Source organism: Legionella sp. PATHC035 (genome assembly GCF_026191115.1).
GTDB lineage: Bacteria > Pseudomonadota > Gammaproteobacteria > Legionellales > Legionellaceae > Legionella.
This window is the reverse complement of record NZ_JAPHOT010000001.1, coordinates 1,713,267-1,731,145: the sequence shown is the minus strand read 5'-3', so window position 1 is coordinate 1,731,145 and position 17,879 is coordinate 1,713,267. Positions and strand designations below refer to the sequence as shown.

Genomic DNA, 17,879 nt, shown 5'->3' with positions numbered 1-17,879 from the left:
TATGATTTATCCTAGAGGACTTTCTATCCTGCATCAATTCGAATATTAATAAACTGCCAGGGGTCACTTTGATCCATATATCGATTATCTGCATGGTCTTTATCTTTTAGAGGCGTCCAATCGGTATAATAACCACCGACTTTTCCAAGATAAGGGCTGGCGATACTCAGAATGTATTCATGGTCCATCTCATCGGGCTCTATAATGCCACGTTCTGGATTTTTAATCGCCCAAATTACCCCCGATAAAACTCCAGCAGCAACTTGTAAGCTTGTAGCGCTATTATGACTTGCTATGTTTCTCGCTTCATGTATGGATAGATGAGAGCCATACCAATAAGCGCCGTTTTTATTTCCCATTAATAAAACCCCAAGTTCATCGGTACCATCAACAATTTCATTTAACATTATTCGTTTATCTGTTTGCGGTTTGTATTTTCTTTGCACGAGCTCTTTTAAAGATAAAACAGCATCAGGACAGGGCTGATAAGCATAATGAACAGTTGGTCTGTAATACACGGTACTGTCTTTTTTTAAAGTTAAATATTCGGCGATTGATAAAGACTCAGCATGAGTAATTAAATAACCATGAATAGGTCCAGAGTTAGGGGTCCAAGTACGGACTTGAGTCTCTGCTCCTGGCTGACTAAGATATATGCCACACTTCGAGCCAAAGTGGTGGTGATTGGCATCATGAGGCCAATGACGTTCATGGCTTCCCCAACCTAGTTCAGCAGGTCGAAGCGCTTCAGAGATTAAACCATCGACTGACCAGGTATTTATAAATTCATCCGTTTTTTTGGTTTGAGAGGAAATTTGCGTATCATGTTCGGAAATGTGAATCGTTTTGATCTCAAGATCATGGGCTAATTGAGCCCATTCCACAGATTTTTGTGGTCGATCGCCATTCCACTTATTATCTTTCGCCAAATTCCATAAGGCTTGTTTCAGAAAGTGAGATACTAATCCAGGATTCGCTCCATGGGTTAAAACAGCGGTAGGTCCTTTCTTTTTATGCTGTAAGGTCGCATCACGTAAAGCATAATTAGAGAGTAGAGGATTATTTTCGTTATGCCTTTCTTCCCAAGGTTCAGCCGCCGCATCCAAATAGAGTATTTTATTTGCCTGGCAATATTTGATTAAATCAATAGTGGATACTCCGACCGATAAATTTAACAAAAAATCACCGGGCTTGAGGATAGAGGATAACAGCTCTCGGTAATTATTTTCTTTAACCGCACGCTCATCGAATGTGACGCGATAATGGTTCGCTACATCGGCACCCAAAGTATGTTTTGATAGAATGTGAATTTGAGATGGGTCTAATTGAATACATTGAAATAACAGCGGTAATATGGCTTGGCCAATACTTCCAAACCCAAGAATTAGAATTTTATTATTAAATACTATTTGAGTTGCTGATTTATCCATAATTCCCCCAAATAGAGTGATCTATTTTTAGTTGGTAGAGGTACAAATTTCAAAGAATTTCATTGAGCTACCTCATTGTAATTTTAAGTATAGCTCACAAAGATAATCTAATTCTAAATTTTAATTGAATGCGATTAGCGGCTGAAATAATCCAATGTGTGAAAGCCTAGTTTTTCGCTGATTCTTATTTTTTATAAATACAATGAGTTAATTTACAGTCTTCTCCTATCTATATTATATTGGGTGAAGCGCTTTTACGACAGCACCAAATCGACTAGCAATGAACTTATCGCACTCCATACAAAGGGATTCAATAGATGAAAAATTATGAAATGTATATTGATGGAAAATTTACTTCAGCCAAAAGCGGAGCTACCCGCGATATTATTGATCCCGGTAATGGCCAATTGCTTGCAACAGTTCCAGAAAGTGGCAAGGAAGATGTTGTGCTCGCAATCAAAGCGGCGCGTAAGGCCTTCGATAACGGTGGGTGGAAAAATACCTTAGCGCTTGAACGAAGCAAACTGCTATTCAAGATTGCCGATTTGATTCGTGCCAACGCAAAAAGGTTAGCCGAGCTGGAAACACGAAACTGCGGAAAACCTTTGGCCGAAGCTGAGTTTGATGTAACCGATGCAGCCAATTGTTTTGAATTTTACGCGGGACTCGCTACTAAAATTCATGGCGAAACAATGTCGGTTCCAGCGAATTCATTCAGTTATGTGGTACGGGAGCCAATCGGGGTGTGTGGGCAAATCATTCCCTGGAATTTCCCTCTACTGATGGCCGCTTGGAAGCTTGCCCCAGCACTAGCAGCAGGCAATACCGTAATATTAAAGCCATCAGAACTGACACCAATCACTGCACTTGAGTTATTTAAGCTGATTGATCAATGTGGATTTCCAGCAGGCGTTGTGAATCTCATTACTGGTCCTGGTGCGCAAGTAGGTGAAGAATTAGCCATGAATTCGATGGTGGATAAAGTGGCATTCACCGGGGGAACAGTAACGGGCAAAAAAATAATGCAAGCTGCCACGGGAAATCTGAAGCGAATAACATTAGAGCTTGGAGGAAAAAATCCCAATATCGTCTTTGCAGACTGCGATCTTGAGATGGCAATTGACGGGGCTCTTTTTGGGGCTTTTGCTAATCAAGGCGAGGTATGCTCTGCAGGTTCCCGCTTGCTTGTTGAGCGTTCCATTCACAAAAAAATCTTAGATGGGATGTTGAAAAAAATTCCGAATATCAAGCTGGGTCATGGTTTAGATGATGGAGTGAAAATGGGGCCACTGGTTTCCAGTGCACACCGGGAAAAGGTAGAGCAGTACATCAAGATAGGTATTGCTGAAGGCGCAAAATTGATTTGTGGCGGCAAACGTCCTGCCGGTGAGGCTTTTGCAAAAGGAAATTTTCTTGAGCCAACTATTTTTGATGAGGTGACGCCTGCGATGCGCATCGCTCGAGAGGAAATTTTTGGTCCAGTACTAGCCGTCATCCCTTTTGATACCGAAGAGGAAGCCATTCAAATTGCAAACGATACGGACTATGGTTTAGCAGCAGCTGTGTGGACTAAGGATCTTACTCGTGCTCATCGCGTGACCTCTCAAATTCGTGCGGGCATTCTTTGGGTCAATCACTACCATCCAACGCATAATGAAATGCCCTGGGGTGGATACAAACAAAGTGGAGCAGGTCGCGAGTTAGGGCTATATGGAATCGAAAGCTATCTTGAAGTCAAGCAGGTAAATATCAATCTAGAGGACGCACCAATTGGGTGGTACTCATGAATCAAATTAATATTAAAACACAAATACCAGGACCAAAATCGCAAATGTTGATGGAACAACGTCATAAACATGTTGCGCGCGGTCCATTCCACGCGACTCCCATCTTTGTGGAACGAGCAAAAGGCTCGTTTGTAGAAGATGTAGATGGTAATGTATTTTTGGATTTCTCATCGGGAATTGGTGTGGTGAATACAGGACACTGTCCCGATACGGTGGTCAACGCACTCAAGGCACAGGCTGATAAATTCATGCACACGAGTTTTAATATTCTTCCGTATGAAGGCTATATTAAGGTGTGTGAAAAATTAAACCATCACACTCCGGGGAATTTTGAAAAAAAATCAATCCTGTTGAATTCAGGTGCTGAAGCGGTAGAAAATGCGATTAAAGTGGCGCGTGCCTACACCGGAAAACAAGCAGTGATTTGTTTTGATCATGCTTATCATGGTCGTACTTACATGGCGATGGCACTTACCGCAAAGAATAAACCCTACAAGCATGGATTTGGGCCATTTCTTTCAGAAATTCATCGGGCACCCATTCCTTATGAGTATCGTTGGCAGGGAATAAATTGTGTCGAAGAGTGTTTTCATGATTTTGCTGAGCTCGTTAATTTTCGAGTCGGTGTTGAAAATGTTGCGGCAGTGATTTTAGAGCCCGTGTTAGGAGAGGGGGGATTCATACAATTTCCAGCCCTTTTTTTACAAAAACTGCGAGCGTTTTGCACGGCGAACAACATAGTGCTCATTGCCGATGAAATTCAATCGGGTTTCGGACGTACAGGCAATCTATTTGCGATGAAGACTATGGGAGTGGATCCTGACCTTACTGTCTCAGCAAAAGGGCTAGGAGGGGGGACGGTCCTCGCCGCCGTAACCGGCAAAGCGGAAATGATGGATGCTGCAATGGTGGGTGGGTTGGGCGGAACCTTTGGAGGAAATCCACTGAGTTGTGCGGCCGCTCTAGAAGTATTCAAAATATTTGAGGAAGGAGCGCTTTTGAAACATGTCGCCACTCTTTCAAAAGTACTTCACACTCAGCTTTCTGGATTTAAAGAAAAATATGAACTAGTCGGTGATTTTCGTGGTTTGGGTGTAATGCAAGCCATTGAACTGGTGGAAGATAAAACTACTAAAGAACCAAATAAAGCGGCAGCAGACCGATTAACACGATTTTGTTTGGAGCATGGACTGGTAGTGCTTAGCTGTGGAGGATATGGCAATGTAATTCGCCTCCTCATGCCGCTTTCTACTGGTGTCAACGATTTAGAAATCGGACTTTCTATCATTGAAAAAGGACTTAAGACAATGTAAAGACAGTGTAGGTTTTTATTCTGATGGTTTTTGCAATAAAATCATTGTTCCCAAAGGAAAAAAAGTGAGGGCCCGATTCGATTTCCAAATCCTTTTGACCTGATGATGAAGTTCTGCTTTAACACTTAGGCTTATGTTCCTCTGCATCAGAGTTTGCGTCCTTATGTAGCTCTTTACTTGTTTGAGAAATATGCAAGCCATCGGTAAACTCTAAATAGCTCGTAATGATGCGAGCAACATCTTGAGGCAACGCATTTCCCTTAAACAGTCCCATAAGTGCCTGTTGCGTCAAATTATTGAGCTTCTCTTCTTCTTTGCTCAGCAACTCTTTCATATCCGGGCTAGTTGCTAAATCGATTGGTTTTGAAGTGTAGCCTTGGGTAAAATCCCTATCTTGAGTAGAGGGGTGAATGTAGAGAGGGAGCTTAAGCAATGCCCGCTTTTGTACTTTAGACAGGTTTTTAAAGAGACTTTTAATCTCCTCTACCTTACCTTCTTCGATTGATTTAATATAACCTTCAATTGTTGCGCTCTTCAGCTTCAATGGTTCGATAAATATTGGCTGGCTTATCAGTTCTCCCTTAGAATATTGATAAGTGCATTCATCTGCAAAATAGCGGCCACCGTTAAAACGAATAATTTCATTAATTGATTTTGGAATTTCAATGACTGGCCTTCTACTAGGTAATAATAAAGATTTTTCACAAAACCCATTCTTTTTAATATAAAGCCCGATATCCCAATGAGTAGACGGACTAATTTTTAGAGACATCACCCAAGAATGCGAGCTATTTACTTTTCCTAGGGAAAAAATAAAGGTTCCAATGGGCTTTGATGCCAGCGCCTTCTCAATGTGCTGATCTTTAAGATCCAATTGTTCCCATGTCATTGACAGCAGAGAGGAGCCTCGCAGACCGTCCATTCCTTTCACCGCTTCAATTTGATTTAAAGGAATCCAATTTCTCTCCCTGGTAAGTCGTAGCATCATCGTTTTCAGATCTTGGAAGTTGCCCGGGTGATTTTGTAGGGTAAGCGTATGCTCATCAGCTGGATTTTGGGTGACTAACAAATGGAGCACCTTGATATCTGAAGATTTTCCTCTGATCACAATACTTAATGCAGCGACGGCATCTTGTTGACTAGTAGGGCGCAATAAAAAGGTTCCAAAGGGCATGTTGAGGAGACGCTTTTCAGCTTCTTTGCGGTCAATATTATAATAACATGCAGGGGCTTCAGATTGATTTTTTTCTTGCATTAAAAGTACCCAATGTATTTTTTTTGAATATTACCAGTATATTTTACAATCTAATTTTAATCAATTTGTTCATATTTAATCGCTCGGTACAGCACAATGGATAGGCAAAAAAATATTCAATCATCCTAGCTATTTGAGATGGCGTAGCGACGGTCTTTAAAACAAGCCGAATTTTCCAAAATGGGCCTCTTGTTTTTAAGTCCTCTAATAGAACAAAAATAAAATATTATGCATTTTGAGGGATTTCAGGGTTAACATCTGAAAAAGGAAAAGCATTTATTTCCAGATTAAGTAGGCCATGTGCTTGAATCATAATTTTGTCGAACTCGCCTAATAATGGTTTTCCTTCTTCCCTGTAGCTTTCGTGTAACTCCTGTTGTCCTTGGGCAAGTATTGTTGAAATTTGCCCTAAATCATTGCCGTGACCCTCTTCATCGAGTTCATTTAATTTCAAATAAATGCGGTGGGCTAATTCTGATTTTTTGGGTGAAAAAAATGGAGGAAGAGTAATTACATTAGATAAGAGCTTATGAACAGCATCCCAAAACAGGTTGCGCAAAGAGTAGGCTTCAAATTTCTTTGCTATATCGCTCGCTACACTCATTTCAGAAAAGCCTGGGGCATTTAACTGATTTAATGATTTTAAAAGGACGGGAAGGGTATATTGTGCATTTGGATAAAAATTTTTTGCATGGAAATTGTACATTAACTCTTGAGCATCAGGAGATTGCAGGTGTAATGACAGGCTACTGACTTTAGATTTAGCAGCTTTATTTTTTTCCATATAATTTAAGGTAGGATCATCTTTGATTGCATTCAGTTCTGTTTTGAGGTTTGTAATATAGTCTTGTTGTTGTGGATGAAGAGTAAGATCGTGTTTTAAGTGAGCCTCAAGCAAAGCACTGACCTCATCGATATATTGAAATGAGTGACACACTTTACGTAACTGACGATATAAATAAGATTCTTGTTGATTGTAATTTTTTAAAAAAAGAACAACCTTTCTTAGTTGATTTTTTAAAATCGCCGTTGCTTGTTGGTCATCCAGATTGGCAGTTTTATTCAAAAATTCCTGTAGACGGTCTAAGGCAAATTTGATGGGTGATGAATTAGTTTCCTTGAGATGATTTTCATAATTAGTTACCGAAATGATTGCTTGCTCAAGAAAGGAACGTTCATCATCGACCAAAGTAGCACCTAAGGGACGACGAAAATGAAGGGTTACTTTTCGTGGTTTAGGTAAAGGACCAATCTCTTTAATATGATTAATTTTGCAAAATTTGGGGTAAAACTCTTCGTGTTCCTCACTCAATCGTTGTAACTCCGTACGTACTTCTGTTTCATCAATACTCTTTCCTTCATAGAACCATTGATATAGCTTAGGATACAATTTCTGGAACAATTCGCCATGTTCCTGATTCACAAATAAACGATGATCCTGACTATAATGCATATGGTTACTTAGAACTTGTCGAGTGTTAAGGGCCGGACCTTTCGAGTAGAGCCACCAGCAATCCCGCATCTCATTGTAATATTCAAAGCGTTTCCCCGGGGTTAATGGCTTAGCTGGCTTATCTTGAAATTCTGTCCATTGATTATTCATGACCATCTTATAAGGTGGGCGGGGGGCATTTTCTGCTAAACTACCGGTTTCCTGACAAAAGCGATACAAATCATCATGTAATAATTTTGGCACATGATTTGTTTTTTTTTCAGGAGTTAACAGCATCGCCTTTCCATGCCAGCCAGGATACACTTTTATAGCAACTTTTGTCGTATGCGGGCTTGCAAAAACATACCTGCTTCTATCTTGAGGATCAAAACCAGGTTTGTATTCATGCAACATTACTGCTGCCTCGAGTCTTTGTACGTTTTTAGGAATAATATAGGAATTGGGATCATCTGCCCGCCCGGCACCCGGTACATGGTCAACCAAAAATAAATTTACTTTGACATCAGGGTACAAATTATCCAGTAAATTAGCTAACCTCACACAGGCATCAGCGCCGCGGCTATAACCATGCAAATTGACGGTTTTAGGCATCTCCCCACCATTTTCAATGATAAGTTGTTGTAGAAACAAAGTTGCTTCAAACAATAAATCATCCATGCCATCACCCAGCAAGCGGCCGGTGACCAACTTCATAAGGTCTTTTATACCCGAAAGTATTTCATCTGTGGCTTTCACTTTTGCTTTTTGAACGGGATCATAAATGTAGCGCCCAGGAGTTGGATGATCGGTACACCTCGGATCTGGCTCTGAGCCTACGCCATCGAACAGATGAGTTGCAACCTTGGCTCCAGCCTTCTCGGCTCCCTCAGCTGCCTGATGAAAAGCAGTCAGTACATCTTCATACTTACTGCGATGACAGTCGGTGCCTAGGAAGAAAAAACTTACAGTGTCTTTCATTAGTATTTGAATTAAAGTTACAGACTATTATTAAAATAATAGCATCTGTTCATTAATAATAAAATTTGAATTAAAAATAATCACGTGATTCTTGTTATTGCCATAATAAGGAAAAACCGATGAAACGAATGGGAGGCGTTCTATTTTTATAGACGGTGAAATGCACAATTCAATACTGGTTCATGGCCCTATGCCTTACTCGGTTTTTTATACACATAATAAAAAGATAGAGCACTTAGCTAATTTCCTATAAGATGCGGCCATGATTATTTTTCTGGGCTATTTAATGGAAACCAAATTAATCACTGAACCCACTGCCAATCAATTTCGTGAATCACCAGCAACTCCATCTGAGCATTACAGTCTTATACATTTCGACAAAAAACAAGGAGAAACGGCCAGGAAAATTATTATTGAACGAGTGCATGCTTTTATTCAACGGATAAAAAAAACTGCACAACCCTTTGAAATAAAGAAAGAAGGTGCCTTTAAACTTAATTTTGAGGTCAGTGAAATTGAGGATTGTCTCAGTCAAATGGAACACGAATTATGTGTGGTTGAAAGAGACCCTTTCTATTACTTGGAGTGGAATATTTTAGTTCCCCTCGCAGATGCATCTCATGGCCACAATTTTTTTGGACAATATTTTAATGTCAGCAAAATCGATTTGATCGAAGGGATTATTAATTATTGCTTTGGCAATACAATATGCTCTGGGAGCTTCCAACCCTCGATGATGCCTATCGATAATCATGTTCCAGGAAGAGTGTGTATCGATAAAATCGATCAAATTGTAGCAATGTATTCCGAAGCTGTTTGCTATGAACACGTGCATATGCCTAGTGAGCCCACCCCTCCAGTTTATGCTCATGTAGAAATAAACGACCGAGAACTCCAGTTGCCGGTGGATGTGCATCAAAACAGACCCTAAAAAGTCAATGATAACGAGAAATTATTGATGATCATCAATACGCTTAAAAATAATATAGCAACACAACAAAATGGTCGCCAAACCATCAGGAACAGTGAATGGAAAAGCAACTTATTGGTTGCTATAGAAAGTAAACTTAAAAAAGAAGATCCGCAATATACTGATATAAACCAATATGTTGCTGATATTCGAGCTGTTTGCGCAATGAAAAGAAATCGCTCGCATTTTTGGTCAGAGCCACACAGTGTGTCTGAGTTTGCCTTGATGATTAAAGAGCTACCTTTAGAACAGAATTCCTATACTCCCTAGGAGGAAAAAGTAAGCGTAGCCTTACCTTTTAAATTTTCCCTATAGGTAGGATATACAAGGGTTCTTCTTGGATACCCAAGATTGCTTTAACTTGATTTCCATCAAATGCTCCTATGGATACAGTCCCAAGATTTAATGACACAGATTGCAGATAAATATTTTGTGCTGCATGGCCTGCTTCCATAAAAACAAAGGATGCTCCTTTATCACCATATTGATTTAGTGTTCGAGAAAATTGAGCTGTTATAACAACATCAACAGCCCCTAATTGGATAGCTTTTTGTCCCCAAGCTGCTGTAGCAAGTTGATTGCGTACATCATCGTTTTTTAACCGTTGCAAAAGATGTTTTGCCGGTATGTAGTGGTATATGCCAGGTGGTAAAGAGTCTATATTTCCACTGACTAAATAAACTTCCAATGGATAGAGGGCTCCTGCAGAAGGCGCAGTACGAAAGCCGTTATTTGAGGTTATCCCTTGCGATGCCCAGAGTAATTGTGCAACGTGCCGGAGTGTTATTGCTTCATTTTTATACTGTCTTACCGAGCGACGTTTTTTTAATGCTTCTTCAATTGAGATATGACTTGTGTATGCGGGTTTAGGTAATTTTATTTCAATTAGAGGTTTCGAGTGTGGGCTTATTTGGGGCTCTTTCGATAATTTTTTTGGCGTCATAATTAAGTATAGACAAATCAGGATTGCGATTATCAAGAGAAACATTCGTTTGCGCCGCCAAAATTCCATGAGCCATCCCCTGATCAAAGTCCTTATAAAATCCAATATATTGATTTTGACATTTATTCTGCAGTTAACCTAATAAAATGCTTGGTAAAATAATAGACTGTGATTTAGTAAATAGTCCATGATTCATACATGCCCTTAGCAATAGGAAGATCTGCATCATATTGTTTTATTAGGGACGCATAGCTCCAAGTATAAAAAGCTAATTCATCGTCCCTTAAAATGATCACATACATTTGTTTGTATTCGTTATTTTTATATTTATAAGTAAATATTAAATATTCTCCGTGAAATCTCTTGGGATTTTGAGGCAGCTCCATCTCTCCTTGAGCTAATAATTTAGGTTCGGTGGTGTTCGCAAAAATTTGTGATTTTAAATCATCTTTTAGTTCTTGAATGGTTGAGTATTGCCCTTTATTTTTTTTGGTCAAAAGGGTTTGGATAGTAATCGTTGTATGGTAAGAAGGCGTATCCTTTTTACCTCTAAAGACGACTGTTCCTTTTCCTGCTTTAATATATTCCCAGGTACTAGGGTATTTAAGGGTGTATTTATTCCCTTTATTCTCAAAATTAATCCATGCAGATTCTTGTGGTGTCGGCTCGTTTAATAAGGCGAGGGAGTTAAGCGCTACATTTATTCCTGCTCCCGTAGAACTTAGCTTAATATTTAATATCTTCCATGCCCCATCCTCCCATATTAAGCGATATTCAATTGGTGTTTTTGCTCCATCTTTTGCAGTCAACGTCCCTTTCACAATGCCCATATTATTTTCAATCATTCGCTCGTTAAAAAATGCACTCGCATTATTTTTTAATGAAGGATAGTGATTGATAAATTTTTTGAAATCAGCAAAAGAAGTGGCTTTCTGGAAATCTTTTGAGGTATAGGAGTATGCTTTTTCAAGGTCTCCTGATTTTAATGCACTGAGTTGTTGATTAATGGGGTAAGTCAAGCCGCTTATCAGCAGGAATATGATTATAAACACCGTTCCAACATAGAGTAACAACCAGGCAAAAACGGCCCCTATTACTAACATTACTTTTTTAAATGGAGATGGATTTTGGGTCAGTTGAATCAAGTTGCCGTTTTTATCTTCAAACTTGTTCGTCACTAATAGGATTAAATCGACTAAATACCAAATCCCAAATCCTCCTCCGGTAATCAGCATTAATATACCGGTCGCGATTTTTCCTAAATAAATTCGGTGAATCCCTAAAACTCCTAAAAATAATCCAAAAATAAGAACAAGGGTGGGGGATTTCTGATGATTGACTTGGGGGGGGTAGGTTTTTTGTATCGGTGTGAAGGAGTCTGTTTCAATTTTTGCCCCGCAATGACTACAGAACTGAGCATCGGATATGAGGTTGTTTCCGCAATGTTTACAAAATTTAGGTGCATCCATGCTTGTTCTCCAATTTTAATGGGGCATTCCGAATAAGCCCTAAATTCTATAGACAAGCTCCAGAACGTCAGTGCATCAAAGAAAATCTAAATAAGCTGTTATTTTTATAATAGAATAAGTTTTAATAAACTCAATAAACCCCCTATGAGTACTGCTGAAATTGAATTATTTTTTGCATCACTTGAATCAGTAAAATATAGGGCTTAAAAATTAGTTTTGATCTAAACTAAGTTTAATGAGCATCAATAAGCAACGCTTCATCCTTGGTGTTTCAAAGAGTGTTTTATGGTCGTTGACTGCACTCGTAATGCATTCAATCAATAAGGATTACCAAGCAAATTAAATGGATTTTGTAATGCCAAAAGCTCCAGCATTTATCATTCGCAATTTGACTAAAACCTATTTAATGGGCGAAGTGGTTATTCATGCTTTGCGATGTATTAGTCTTGATTTATATCAAGGGGAGCTCGTTGTATTTTTAGGGCCGTCGGGGAGCGGAAAGTCGACGCTCTTAAACATAATCGGTGGATTGGATGTGCCTTCATCTGGTGAAGTAATTTATAAAGATCATCAGATTACTGCATCGAGTCAACATGATTTAACCCGCTATCGGCGCGAGCATGTAGGATTTGTTTTCCAATTTTATAATCTGATTTCCAACCTTACTGCATTAGAGAATGTCTCTATCGTTACTGAAATTGCAGAGAATCCAATGCGTCCTGAGGAGGCAATTAAATTACTGGGCTTAGAAAATCGGATGAATCATTTTCCCTCGCAATTATCTGGTGGAGAACAACAACGCGTTGCCATAGCTCGGGCTATAGCTAAGAACCCCGATGTCCTTTTATGTGATGAACCTACAGGAGCACTTGATTGCGAGACCGGTAAAATTGTTTTGGGAACACTTGCTTTAGCTAACCAAAAGTTGAATACCACTGTAGTCATAATTACCCATAATATTGTGATCAGTGAGATGGCTGATCGAGTCATTCATATAGCAGATGGTTCAATAACCAAGATATTAAAGAATAAATACAAACGAAAACCAGAAGAGTTGGAATGGTAACCGCATTAAACAAAAAATTATGGCGTGATGTGATAAAACTAAAAAGTCAAATTATGACCATCGCATTGGTTGTTTGCAGTGGCGTGAGTGTTTTAATCGCATCAGTCAATACCTATGTATCTTTAAAAAATGCGCAACAGGAATTTTATTCCAATTATCATTTTGCCGATGTATTTGCTTCATTGAAAAGAGCGCCGAACTATTTAGAGAAGCGAATAACAGAAATTTCGGGTGTATCCCAAGTGGAGACGCGGATTGTAGAAGATGTAGTGCTTGATTTACCTTGGATGCCAGAACCTGCAGTAGGACGTTTTATATCCCTATCAAATAATGATACCTCAGGTCTTAATCAATTATTTTTACGGCAAGGAAGACTGCCTGATCCGAATCGTCATGATGAAATATTGGTAAATGAAAGTTTTGCCAAGAGCCATCATTTAAAAACCGGTGATGGCATTATTGCCTTATTAAATGGGTATAGAGAAAAACTAAAAATTGTTGGTATTGTTTTATCACCTGAATATGTATATGCCATTCGTGGCGAAGATTTGCTGCCTGACAATCGCCATTTTGGCGTATTTTGGATGAATCGAAAGCCATTAAGTGCTGCATTTGGAATGGAGGATGCTTTTAATGACATTAATATTAAGCTCGCACCCAATGCCTCAGAACAATTTGTAATGAGTCAATTAGAAAGAATTTTTCATTCTTATGGTTTGACGGTTAGTTACACACGAAAAGATCAAATATCAGATCGATTTGTAACGAATGAAATAAAACAACAAAAAATTATTGCAACCTATATACCTCCTGTTTTCTTAATCGTGGCAGCATTTTTATTAAATTCAGTTACAGGACGTTTAATCAGTAAGGAGCGCGAACAAATAGCCACCTTAAAGGCCTTAGGCTATCGTGATTTAGCCATTGCATATCATTATATTAAAATAATTCTGGTGATTATTTTCATTGGAGCACTTGGTGGAGTCGCATTAGGAGCATGGTTTGGTAATTTAATGACTCAGCTATATACCGAATATTTTATATTCCCAAAGTTTCCCTATATTTTTTCATATCTTGCGGCCATCATTGGAATCTTAATTTGCTTTTTAGCGGCCATTTTTGGGGCATTGCGAGCGATTCATCAGGTAATAAGCCTTATGCCTGCTGTAGCGATGAAACCGCCAATCCCTATGATGTATCGAGCAACCATGCTGGAAAAAATCAAATTTTTTTCCAGATTTCCCAGCAGTGTGAAAATGGTATATCGCTATATTTTCCGTCATTTTTTACGCACGCTATTTACCTGTGTGGGTATCGCATTAGCCATGGCCATCGTAATCCTCGGATTATTTTGGCAAGATGCGATACGTTATCTCATAAATACCCAATTTATTATGGCGCAACGGGAGCATGCGGTAGTTAGCTTTGTGAATCCCATCAATAAAATCGCTTTAAAGGAATTAAATCAAATTATCGGGATCACAAATAGTGAAGGTTATCGTATTGTACCCGCCCGCTTCGCTTATCAACATCGAAGCGAACTGTCCTCATTGTTTGGTATCTCTGAACGTGCACAATTAAAAGTATTATTCGACAAACATCTTAATCGCATCACCATCCCCACACATGGATTGTTAATCAGCGGGGGGTTAGCCGAACGATTGCATCTGGATGTTGGTGATCGGCTGGATATTGAACTGCTTGAAGGGAACAAAGCAAAAACTCAATTGAAAGTAAAAGGAATTATAAATGACTACGTAGGAATGTTCGCTTATATCGAAATTGAAGCACTTAACCGGTTATTAAATGAAGATCGGTTAATCAACTCCGCAGCGATTACTGTAGACACAAAACAGGTCAAAAATTTATATAAAGAAGTAAAAGAAATACCCAAAATAGGCACTATTACATTTAAAACCTCGATAATTAAGACATTTGAGGAAACTTTTGCAAAACATATCCTTGTATTTACCACTATTCTTGCCAGCTTTGCCATTATTATTGCGGTGAGTGTTGTTTATAATAATGCGAGCATTACCTTGGCCGAACGAGCCAGAGAGCTAACTACACTGCAAGTTTTAGGATTTACTCAAGGAGAGGTATCTACGTTACTTTTTTTAAATCACCTGTTTGAGATAATACTCTCTACCCCTTTAGGATTAATTATCGGGTATTTTTTGTCCTGGTCTATACTGCAATTAATGCAAACAGATTGGTTTAAAATTCCTTTTGTTATTGAACCTAGAACCTATATTATCTCAATTGTGGTTATATTTTTTTCGAGCTTAATTAGTTTTTATATTATTCAGCGTAAAGCCGGTCATCTCAATTTAACCTCTGTATTAAAGGTAGCAGACTGATGAAGATAATGAACCTGAATCTGAAAAAACTATTGTGGTATTCGCTGGTAATCATTGTATTTTTTGTTGCTATTCTGTGGTTCTTTTCTCATAAAGGTATTGCAGTTGAAACAGCTAAAGTAAGGTATGATCACTTTGTTCAGTACATTGAAGATGATGCGAAAACACGTGCTATAAAAATATATACAATTGTTTCCCCAGTATCTGGGGAACTATTACGCATTAATCTGACTGAGGGGGATAAAGTAAATCAAGATGAAGTGATTGCTATCATCAAACCCAAAATCCCAATCTTGCTTGATGTTCGGACCAAGCAAGAGTTAGAGCAAGAGTTAGGTACTGCTGAAGCTTTATATGAGCAGGCTAATGCAGAGTCGATTCGTGCTGAAACAGCACTGAAGACCGCTGAGTCTGATTTAAAAAGAAAGCAACCGTTGGTAAAAAAAGGGTTTGTTTCAGAAACAGAGTTAGAACATACCCAACTCGAATACCAATTAAGACAAAAAGAATACAATGCTGCATTACGTAAACTGCATGCAGCCGAGCATTATATTTTAAAAGTGAAAGCATCCCTCTCCGGTACAGTTGATAATGAAAAGAATCAGCAAGATAAGGTTGAAATTCACTCCCCTGTTACTGGTTCCGTTTTAAGAGTTATTGAAAAAAGTGAGACCACTGTTGAGCCTGGTACAAAAATTATGGATATCGCTAATGTACTCGGTCTTGAAGTCGTAGCGGATATATTAAGCGAAGATGCAGCAAAAATTCCTCCTGATGCACGAGTAATAATTAAACGGTGGGGCGGTTCTTACCCTCTGGAGGGTCGTGTGCGAGTCGTGGAGCCTAGTGGCTATACGAAAATATCTGCGCTTGGGGTTGAAGAGCAACGAGTGAATGTCATTATTGATATCATTACACCCCATAAACTATGGAAGAGCCTTGGTGATGGATACAAGGTAGATGTAGAAATTATTCTTTTTGAGTCGGCTCATTCCCTTGTGGTGCCTATGAGTGCTTTATTTAGGGATGAAGACCATTGGGCAGTTTTTGTTGTGAAGAAGCATAGAGCTTATAAGCAAAGAGTAGTTTTAGCACACCATAATCCAGATATGGCAGTCATAGAAAAAGGGCTAAAGGCAGGTGAGCAAGTCATTCTTTATCCTAGCTCCTTAATCCATGAAGGGGTCTTAATTAAGCCATGATGAGATGAGTCATCATGGAATATTAATCATCAATAAAATTTATCGCATTTTAATGATTTGATGCGGGTGATTACTCTCCATTTGAGGCGCTTTGCAGAAACCTTGTATGTTATTCGCGCGAATGGGGGTATCCACCCAACGGGCATTATGCCAGATGGGTGAGCCAATTCTTACCCCGCAGCAATGAGCAATATTGGCTAAATGAGCAACGACAGACTATGCTAATTTAAAGTACTAGTCAGGAAGACTCATGATGAAACATACAGTTCAGGATCGTGCTAAATCCAAACGCATTTCGGTAAATGCTATTTTAACCCTGTTGCTGTCTATTGTACTTTTATTGATGATGAATCAGGCGATAGCTCAAGGTGAGCGGGGTGTCACTAAACCTAAGAATGGCGCACCGCGTATTGCAGGTATTTTGATTAGTGATGTAGGAAATAGCGACGGTTATGTGAGCCAAGGCAAAGCGACTATCCCACCAACGCAATCGATATACGTAACGGTGCAGATTTTCCATGCAAAAGCTGGACTTAAGGTTCAGGTATTTTTAATCAATCCATCAAAAAACATTCACGAGCATGCTGAAAATGTTGCCAGTATCAGTGGCAATATTGCGAAAGCGTTTAAGTTTAATGATGCTACGGGTAACTGGCCGGCAGGCACCTATAAGGTTGAGGTCAAATTATCAACAGGCGATACTCGAATCACCACTTTTGAGCTCAAAAAATAGAGTGTTGACCACCATGTTCTACCTATGTCCTTTTATAGGAAACAGCCAGAGAGTGGCATAAATTTTAAATGAGAAGGTTATTGTCGCTTATCGAGGATCGAATAATCTGAATGATTTTTTTACTTACTGGATTATTATGTTTTTCAGGTCGATAGACCAAACAAATCGCATCATTAAATACAGGTGCATCACTTAGTTTTTTAAGGTGTTTGTATTGATGGGTAACCCTTGAAGGAAGAATACCATATCCAAGACCTAAAGAGGTGAGTTTGGCTACAACCTCAAGATTAGTTGAATTAATGACCCCATTGAAAATCAGCATTTTGTCAATTTTTTTCAGGATGTATTGAGATTGAGCCAGCTTTCTATCATAAATAAGCTTCTTTTGAGCATTCTTGGCATAAAAGACGGAGACTTCATCCGTGGACAGCTTGATGATGACCAGATCAGGATGTTGTATGGGGTTAACAACAATACCAAAATCGGCTTCCCAACTGATTACTTTTTCGGTCATTTCCCTTGAATGGCCATGAATAAAATCAAAGCCGAGCTTTGGAAATTCAGCTTGAAGTTTTGGCATAAAGTACTGGAGCGCGTAAAGAGCAACCGAAGGGTGAAGGGCAATGGTATAATTCCCTTGGACCAACCCCGATTCAGGATTAGCGATGTTTTGAGCCTGTTCCCATTCATAGACGAGTCGATGAGCCCGTTGCTTAAACTCCTCCCCAAGTTTCGTTAACTGAACCCCATTTTTAAGCCTAATAAAGAGCAATCCACCCAGTTTATTTTCTAGTCTCTTTATGGAATAACTCAGTGCGGGTTGTGATATCCCGATAATTTCGGAAGCTCTGGTCACATTGAGGGTATCACTAGCCGCAATAAAATATTTTATATCATCCAATAATAAAGACATGAATCATCCAGGGAACACCTGTCATAAA

General features: G+C 39.1%; 14 protein-coding genes. 8 read left to right on the top strand and 6 right to left on the bottom strand.

The window, feature by feature from the left end; all coding sequences use genetic code 11:
• Positions 1 to 23: 23 nt before the first annotated feature.
• On the bottom strand, positions 24 to 1,430 hold the full coding sequence (locus OQJ13_RS07650) for a saccharopine dehydrogenase C-terminal domain-containing protein (protein WP_265710287.1): 1,407 nt from the start codon (positions 1,428 to 1,430) through the stop codon (positions 24 to 26).
• 317 nt (positions 1,431 to 1,747) lie between these two features.
• On the opposite strand from OQJ13_RS07650, the gene OQJ13_RS07645 reads away from it, so the two are divergent.
• Positions 1,748 to 3,217, top strand: a complete 1,470-nt coding sequence (locus OQJ13_RS07645) for an aldehyde dehydrogenase family protein (protein ID WP_265710286.1) — start codon at positions 1,748 to 1,750, stop codon at positions 3,215 to 3,217.
• Positions 3,214 to 4,530: a 4-aminobutyrate--2-oxoglutarate transaminase gene (gene gabT / locus OQJ13_RS07640; RefSeq protein WP_265710285.1), complete on the top strand. Its 1,317-nt coding sequence runs from the start codon at positions 3,214 to 3,216 to the stop codon at positions 4,528 to 4,530. Before OQJ13_RS07645 ends, gabT begins: the two co-directional genes overlap by 4 nt.
• A 118-nt stretch (positions 4,531 to 4,648) precedes the next feature.
• On the opposite strand, the gene OQJ13_RS07635 is transcribed toward gabT, so the two are convergent.
• Positions 4,649 to 5,785, bottom strand: a complete 1,137-nt coding sequence (locus OQJ13_RS07635; protein ID WP_265710284.1) for an SH2 domain-containing protein — start codon at positions 5,783 to 5,785, stop codon at positions 4,649 to 4,651.
• A gap of 226 nt (positions 5,786 to 6,011) precedes the next feature.
• Positions 6,012 to 8,195, bottom strand: a complete 2,184-nt coding sequence (locus OQJ13_RS07630) for a DUF5621 domain-containing protein (RefSeq protein ID WP_265710283.1) — start codon at positions 8,193 to 8,195, stop codon at positions 6,012 to 6,014.
• 262 nt (positions 8,196 to 8,457) lie between these two features.
• Here OQJ13_RS07630 and OQJ13_RS07625 point away from each other — a divergent pair, with 262 nt between their 5' ends.
• Entirely contained in the window at positions 8,458 to 9,126 is a 669-nt protein-coding gene (locus OQJ13_RS07625; RefSeq protein WP_265710282.1) for a hypothetical protein, read from the top strand.
• A 27-nt stretch (positions 9,127 to 9,153) separates the two neighbouring features.
• Positions 9,154 to 9,435, top strand: coding sequence for a hypothetical protein (locus tag OQJ13_RS07620; protein ID WP_265710281.1), 282 nt, complete (start codon positions 9,154 to 9,156; stop codon positions 9,433 to 9,435).
• Positions 9,436 to 9,463: 28 nt separating this feature from the next.
• Here OQJ13_RS07620 and OQJ13_RS07615 read toward each other — a convergent pair whose 3' ends face one another.
• The gene (locus OQJ13_RS07615) at positions 9,464 to 10,177 is read right to left on the bottom strand and encodes a SagB/ThcOx family dehydrogenase (RefSeq protein WP_265710280.1); all 714 of its coding nucleotides are present in this window, start codon (positions 10,175 to 10,177) and stop codon (positions 9,464 to 9,466) included.
• 104 nt (positions 10,178 to 10,281) lie between these two features.
• Positions 10,282 to 11,577: a DUF4864 domain-containing protein gene (locus tag OQJ13_RS07610; RefSeq protein WP_265710278.1), complete on the bottom strand. Its 1,296-nt coding sequence runs from the start codon at positions 11,575 to 11,577 to the stop codon at positions 10,282 to 10,284.
• Between the two features lie 355 nt (positions 11,578 to 11,932).
• On the opposite strand from OQJ13_RS07610, the gene OQJ13_RS07605 reads away from it, so the two are divergent.
• The 4 genes from OQJ13_RS07605 (at position 11,933) to OQJ13_RS07590 (ending at position 16,938) form a co-directional block, all read left to right on the top strand.
• On the top strand, positions 11,933 to 12,643 hold the full coding sequence (locus OQJ13_RS07605) for an ABC transporter ATP-binding protein (RefSeq protein ID WP_265710277.1): 711 nt from the start codon (positions 11,933 to 11,935) through the stop codon (positions 12,641 to 12,643).
• Entirely contained in the window at positions 12,637 to 15,003 is a 2,367-nt protein-coding gene (locus OQJ13_RS07600) for an ABC transporter permease (protein ID WP_265710276.1), read from the top strand. The genes OQJ13_RS07605 and OQJ13_RS07600 overlap by 7 nt, the downstream gene beginning before the upstream one ends.
• On the top strand, positions 15,003 to 16,205 hold the full coding sequence (locus tag OQJ13_RS07595) for an efflux RND transporter periplasmic adaptor subunit (protein ID WP_265710274.1): 1,203 nt from the start codon (positions 15,003 to 15,005) through the stop codon (positions 16,203 to 16,205). The genes OQJ13_RS07600 and OQJ13_RS07595 overlap by 1 nt, the downstream gene beginning before the upstream one ends.
• A 250-nt stretch (positions 16,206 to 16,455) precedes the next feature.
• Positions 16,456 to 16,938, top strand: coding sequence for an ABC transporter permease (locus OQJ13_RS07590; RefSeq protein WP_265710273.1), 483 nt, complete (start codon positions 16,456 to 16,458; stop codon positions 16,936 to 16,938).
• A 64-nt stretch (positions 16,939 to 17,002) separates the two neighbouring features.
• Here OQJ13_RS07590 and OQJ13_RS07585 read toward each other — a convergent pair whose 3' ends face one another.
• Positions 17,003 to 17,851, bottom strand: a complete 849-nt coding sequence (locus OQJ13_RS07585; protein WP_265710271.1) for a LysR family transcriptional regulator — start codon at positions 17,849 to 17,851, stop codon at positions 17,003 to 17,005.
• Positions 17,852 to 17,879: the final 28 nt, after the last annotated feature.

Bases quoted from the DNA above. Each gene is read 5' to 3' on its own strand.
- OQJ13_RS07650 (WP_265710287.1), bottom strand. From the start codon at position 1,430: ATGGATAAATCAGCAACTCAAATAGTATTTAATAATAAAATTCTAATT.
- OQJ13_RS07645 (WP_265710286.1), top strand. From the start codon at position 1,748: ATGAAAAATTATGAAATGTATATTGATGGAAAATTTACTTCAGCCAAA.
- gabT (WP_265710285.1), top strand. From the start codon at position 3,214: ATGAATCAAATTAATATTAAAACACAAATACCAGGACCAAAATCGCAA.
- OQJ13_RS07635 (WP_265710284.1), bottom strand. From the start codon at position 5,785: ATGCAAGAAAAAAATCAATCTGAAGCCCCTGCATGTTATTATAATATT.
- OQJ13_RS07630 (WP_265710283.1), bottom strand. From the start codon at position 8,195: ATGAAAGACACTGTAAGTTTTTTCTTCCTAGGCACCGACTGTCATCGC.
- OQJ13_RS07625 (WP_265710282.1), top strand. From the start codon at position 8,458: ATGATTATTTTTCTGGGCTATTTAATGGAAACCAAATTAATCACTGAA.
- OQJ13_RS07620 (WP_265710281.1), top strand. From the start codon at position 9,154: ATGATCATCAATACGCTTAAAAATAATATAGCAACACAACAAAATGGT.
- OQJ13_RS07615 (WP_265710280.1), bottom strand. From the start codon at position 10,177: ATGGAATTTTGGCGGCGCAAACGAATGTTTCTCTTGATAATCGCAATC.
- OQJ13_RS07610 (WP_265710278.1), bottom strand. From the start codon at position 11,577: ATGGATGCACCTAAATTTTGTAAACATTGCGGAAACAACCTCATATCC.
- OQJ13_RS07605 (WP_265710277.1), top strand. From the start codon at position 11,933: ATGCCAAAAGCTCCAGCATTTATCATTCGCAATTTGACTAAAACCTAT.
- OQJ13_RS07600 (WP_265710276.1), top strand. From the start codon at position 12,637: ATGGTAACCGCATTAAACAAAAAATTATGGCGTGATGTGATAAAACTA.
- OQJ13_RS07595 (WP_265710274.1), top strand. From the start codon at position 15,003: ATGAAGATAATGAACCTGAATCTGAAAAAACTATTGTGGTATTCGCTG.
- OQJ13_RS07590 (WP_265710273.1), top strand. From the start codon at position 16,456: ATGATGAAACATACAGTTCAGGATCGTGCTAAATCCAAACGCATTTCG.
- OQJ13_RS07585 (WP_265710271.1), bottom strand. From the start codon at position 17,851: ATGTCTTTATTATTGGATGATATAAAATATTTTATTGCGGCTAGTGAT.